The following is a 4950-nucleotide window of genomic DNA, read 5'->3' as shown; positions in this document are numbered from 1 at the left end:
GGGGGTTCGGGGCGTAAACCGGGCGGCCGCGGGGCGGCTCGGCGCGAAGGGCCGGTACCGGCTCAGTACCAGTGGTTGGCCTGCCAGAACTCCCAGGCGCCGCAGGGGCTGCCGTAGCGGTCGTTCATGTAGTTCAGGCCCCACTTGATCTGGGTGGCCGGGTTGGTCTGCCAGTCGGCTCCGGCCGAGGCCATCTTGGAGCCGGGCAGTGCCTGGACGAGGCCGTACGCGCCGGAGGACGGGTTCTGGGCCTTGTAGTTCCAGCCGCTCTCGCGCTCGACGATGCTGGAGAAGCACTGGAACTGGCCGGCGCCCACGATCTGTTGGGCCATCGCCTTGACCTCGGCGACGGTGTAGGAGCTCTGCACCGCGAAGTCGGTGCGCTCCGCGGAGCGGCTGGCGGCCTGCTGCCGGGCCGCCTCCCGCTTCTTCGCCTCCTCGGCGGCCTTCTCGGCCGCCTCCCTCTTGGCCTGGGCGTCCTTGGCCGCCTGCTTGCGGGCCGCTTCCTCGGCGGCCTTCTTCGCCGCGGCCTCGGCCGCGGTCACCGCGTTGTCCGCCTGCTGTGTGAGGGAAGCGGTCTGGGCCTGCTGGCCTGCGGGTATGTCGGCGAGGAGCGTCGCGTCAGCGGCAGTGGCCTCGACCGGTTCGGTCTTCCCCTGCTCACTGCCCGAGGCCACACCGACGACGGCGCCGACGGTGGTGACCGCGGTGGCGGACGCCACTGCGAACCCCCGGACCGAGATCCGAGTCACACGGTTTCCTTCCACACTGCCCGCTCAGGTGACCTCGCGGGCGCGATCGTGCCCCTGGCTCGGGCCTCCCCACGTACTGGCCACGGGAGGCGCTGGCCCGGCCGGGCCCTTCCCCGCAGGGGAGGGGCCGCGTGGTGCTTCGGGCGGCATACGGCGCGCTGCTGTTGACTTGTGGGTCCGCGCCGGATGCTGCGGATGGTGTTCGTGTGCCGTATGCGGGGCCTGACAGGACCCACACACTGCCGGAGACGGAACCGTGGATGCAATTCTGTGACACGTGGGAAAGCTCACATTCCGTTTCGCCGACCGGTTGGACGGAAAAGGGCGCGCGAAAAGCCCCGCGCGGCTAAGCTGCTGCGCTTCGCCGCGCGGGGCCGTTCGCAGACCGCCTCAGATCCGGCCGTCCTCCAGCATTTCGGTCACCAGTGCCGCGATCGGCGACCGCTCGGACCGGGTGAGGGTGATGTGCGCGAAGAGCGGGTGGCCCTTGAGGCGTTCGACCACCGCGGCCACCCCGTCGTACCGGCCCACGCGCAGGTTGTCGCGCTGGGCGACGTCATGGGTGAGGACGACCCGTGAGTCCTGCCCGATCCTGGAGAGGACCGTCAGCAGTACGTTCCGCTCCAGCGACTGGGCCTCGTCGACGATCACGAAGGCGTCGTGCAGGGAACGGCCGCGGATGTGCGTGAGCGGCAGCACCTCCAGCATGCCGCGGGCCGTGATCTCCTCGACCACCTCGCGTGTCGTCACCGCCGAGAGGGTGTCGAAGACCGCCTGCGCCCAGGGGTTCATCTTCTCGTCGGCGGTGCCCGGCAGATAGCCCAGGTCCTGGCCGCCGACCGCGTACAGCGGCCGGAACACCATCACCTTGCTGTGCTGCCGCCTCTCCAGTACGGCCTCCAGTCCGGCGCACAGCGCCAGCGCGGACTTGCCGGTGCCGGCCCGGCCGCCCATCGAGACGATGCCGACCTCCGGGTCGAGCAGCAGGTCCAGCGCGATGCGCTGCTCGGCACTGCGCCCGTGGATGCCGAAAGCCTCGCCGTCACCGCGCACCAGCCTGATCCGCCCCTCGGGCGTGACCCTGCCCAGGGCCCTGCCGCGCTCGGACTGCAGGACCAGGCCGGTGTGCACGGGCAGTTCGGCCGCCTCGGGCACGTACACGCTCTCCGCTGCGAAGAGTTCGTCCACGTCCTCGGCCGCCAGGGCGAGTTCGGTCATCCCCGTCCAGCCGGACTCGGTGACGGCCAGCTCGGCCCGGTACTCCTCGGCCAGCAGGCCGACGGAGGAGGCCTTGATGCGCAGCGGCAGGTCCTTGGAGACGACCGTGACGTCGTACCCCTCGGCCTGGAGGTTCCTGGCCACCGCCAGGATGCGCGAGTCGTTGTCGAGCGGCCGGCCGTGGTCGCCGCGCATGGTGGAGGGCAGCACCGCCGGATCCGAGTGGTTGAGCTCGACCCTGAGCGTGCCGCCCAGCTCGCCGATCGGGATCGGGGCGTCCAGCCGCCCGTGCAGTACGCGGTACTCGTCCAGCCGTCTGAGGGCCTGGCGGGCGAAGTAGCCCAGCTCCGGATGGTGGCGCTTGGCCTCCAACTCCGTGACCACGACCACCGGGAGCACGACCTCGTGCTCGTCGAAGCGGGTCACGGCCGCCGGGTCGGCGAGCAGGACGCTGGTGTCGATGACGTAGGTGCGCCGGTCTTCCCGGCGCTTGGTGCTGGTCACCACGGATGGACCTACCCCCTCGGAAGAGGTCGGGGTGCGACGGCGTCGCGGGGGATGAGGCCGGGTTCCGGTCCCGTGCGCGGGCCGGGCACCGGCCCTCCGCCGCGTCCTCGCGTGCGTCTGCCCGCACGGTCGTCCGTGGTGTGCAAGGGGCCTCCCGGGGCCGCCTCCCTGCGCCGGGAGCCGGCCTGGAGGGGATATTCCCTGCCGGGGCCGCCGCCATGCCCCGGCATATGCCTACGGTGCGATGAACGGCCGGTGTCCCCCTTTCGGGGGACACCGGCCGCCGTCGGGGACCGCGTCCGTCAGGATCCGTAGCGGCGGTGGCGGGCCGCGTAGTCGCGCAGGGCGCGCAGGAAGTCCACCTTCCGGAAGGCGGGCCAGAACACGTCGCAGAAGTAGTACTCGGAGTGGGCGCTCTGCCAGAGCATGAAGCCCGACAGCCGCTGCTCGCCGCTGGTGCGGATCACCAGGTCCGGGTCGGGCTGCCCGCGCGTGTACAGGTGCTCGGCGATGTCCTCCAGGGCGAGATCCTCCGCGAGCTCCTCCAGGGTCGCGCCGCGCGCGGCCCGGTCGGCGAGCAGGGAGCGCACCGCGTCCACGATCTCCTGCCGGCCGCCGTAGCCGACGGCGACGTTGACGAGGATGCCCTGGTTGCCCCGGGTGCTCTCCTCCGCGTCCTTCAGCACGCGCTGGGTGTGGTCGGGCAGCAGGTCCGGTGTGCCGACGTGGTGCACCCGCCAGCGGCCGTCCGAGGCCAGGTCGCGCACCGCGTCCTCGATGATGCCCAGCAGCGGCCTGAGCTCCTCGGCCGGCCGGCTGAGGTTGTCCGTGGACAGCAGCCACAGGGTGACCACCTCGACGTCCGTCTCGGCGCACCAGCCCAGCATCTCGCGGATCTTCTCGGCCCCCGCCTGGTGACCCTGCTCGGTCGTGCCGCCGGAGGCACGCGCCCAGCGGCGGTTGCCGTCGAGGATGACGCCGATGTGCTTGGGCACCTGCTCGTGGTCGAGACGCCCTTCCACCCGGTGGGCGTAGAGCCTGTAGACCAGGCGGCGCAGCCACCGGGGATACCGGGTGCGTCCCCGGGAAGATTGCAGCATCGGTTTGTTCAGCCCCTCCATGCGGATCCCGAGCGCCAGGTCCTGTCCGGTCGCGTCCCCGCGGAACGGCCCGCGGCGCCCTGTGGCCCCTCTCCCCGCCAAGGCGCTCTCGCCCGGGCGGCCCCGGGAGGGATGTGGGGGAGACCGCGGCTCGCGCCCGGCCGGGGCGGGCCGCGAGGAACCGGACGGACAGGTCCTCAGCACCTTACTGCCACGCCGTACGGCCGCACGAGCCGGGAATGTCACAGAACGGCGATAAGACAGTGATAGGCAGGGCCCATGAACGACACACCCCCCTACCGCCCGGACGGCTCCCGCTACGACACCATGCGCTACCGCCGCTCCGGACGCAGCGGACTGCTGCTCCCGGAGATCTCTTTGGGCCTGTGGCACAACTTCGGCGACGACAAGCCGCTTCAGACCCAGCGGGCGATCCTGCGCCGCGCCTTCGACCTGGGCGTCACCCACTTCGACCTGGCCAACAACTACGGCCCGCCGCCCGGAGCGGCCGAGGCCGGCTTCGGCCGCCTGCTCGCCCGCGACTTCCGCCCCTACCGCGACGAGCTGGTGATCTCCACCAAGGCGGGCTACCTGATGCACCCCGGGCCGTACGGCGAGTGGGGGTCGCGCAAGTACCTGCTGTCCTCCCTGGACGCCTCGCTCAGGCGCATGGGCCTGGAGTACGTCGACATCTTCTACTCGCACCGCTACGACCCCGAGACCCCGCTGGAGGAGACGATGGGCGCGCTGGCGTCCGCCGTCCACCAGGGCAAGGCGCTGTACGTGGGCGTCTCCTCCTACAGCGCGCGGCGCACGCGCGAGGCGGCGCGGATCCTGCGCGAGATGGGGGTGCGGCCGCTGATCCACCAGCCGTCCTACTCCATGATCAACCGCTGGACGGAGGACGACCGCCTGCTGGACACGCTGGAGGCGGAGGGCATGGGCTGCATCTCCTTCGCCCCGCTGGCCCAGGGGCTGCTCACCGACAAGTACCTGGGCGGCGTCCCGGAGGACTCCCGCGCGGCCCGGGGCACCTCCCTGGACCCGGGTCTGCTGACCGAGGAGGTCGTCGGGCGGCTGCGCGCCCTGGCCGCCATCGCCGAGCGGCGCGGCCAGACCCTGGCCCAGCTCGCGCTGAGCTGGGTGCTGCGGGATCCGCGGATGACGTCGGCGCTGATCGGCGCGAGCAGCGTGGCGCAGCTGGAGGCGAACGTGGCGGCGGTGCGGAGCCCGGAACTGACCGAGGAGGAGCTGGCGGAGATCGACACCTACGCGATCTCGGCGCCCGGCGCGAACATCTGGGCCCTCAGCAGCGAGGGCTAGCCGGCGAGGGCCGAGGGCCGCCGCGGCGGGGGCGGGGCGGACCGGGAAAG

Annotated in this window: 4 protein-coding genes; 1 reads left to right on the top strand and 3 read right to left on the bottom strand. The window is 72.0% G+C overall.

The genetic code is table 11. From position 1 onward, the window contains the following. Nucleotides 1-62: 62 nt before the first annotated feature. The 3 genes from L7D48_RS25795 to L7D48_RS25785 all read right to left on the bottom strand — a co-directional run bounded on the left by L7D48_RS25795 (nt 63) and on the right by L7D48_RS25785 (nt 3577). Nucleotides 63-752: a transglycosylase SLT domain-containing protein gene (locus L7D48_RS25795; protein WP_237883024.1), complete on the bottom strand. Its 690-nt coding sequence runs from the start codon at nt 750-752 to the stop codon at nt 63-65. Nucleotides 753-1142: 390 nt separating this feature from the next. Then, nucleotides 1143-2477, bottom strand: coding sequence for a PhoH family protein (locus L7D48_RS25790; RefSeq protein WP_237883022.1), 1335 nt, complete (start codon nt 2475-2477; stop codon nt 1143-1145). Nucleotides 2478-2779: 302 nt separating this feature from the next. Further along, on the bottom strand, nt 2780-3577 hold the full coding sequence (locus L7D48_RS25785; RefSeq protein ID WP_237883020.1) for an isoprenyl transferase: 798 nt from the start codon (nt 3575-3577) through the stop codon (nt 2780-2782). Nucleotides 3578-3856: 279 nt separating this feature from the next. Here L7D48_RS25785 and mgrA point away from each other — a divergent pair, with 279 nt between their 5' ends. Beyond that, the gene (gene mgrA, locus L7D48_RS25780) at nt 3857-4900 is read left to right on the top strand and encodes an L-glyceraldehyde 3-phosphate reductase (RefSeq protein ID WP_237883018.1); all 1044 of its coding nucleotides are present in this window, start codon (nt 3857-3859) and stop codon (nt 4898-4900) included. The last annotated feature ends 50 nt before the right edge of the window (nt 4901-4950 follow it).

This window comes from Streptomyces sp. ICN903, from assembly GCF_022015835.1.
In the GTDB taxonomy this organism is placed as follows: Bacteria; Actinomycetota; Actinomycetes; order Streptomycetales; family Streptomycetaceae; genus Streptomyces; species Streptomyces fenghuangensis.
Note: the sequence above shows the minus strand (reverse complement) of the source record. Positions and strands in the feature narration are given on the sequence as shown.

Coding starts and splice junctions, on each gene's coding strand:
- L7D48_RS25785 (WP_237883020.1), bottom strand. CDS start 3,577: ATGCTGCAATCTTCCCGGGGACGCACCCGGTATCCCCGGTGGCTGCGC.
- mgrA (WP_237883018.1), top strand. CDS start 3,857: ATGAACGACACACCCCCCTACCGCCCGGACGGCTCCCGCTACGACACC.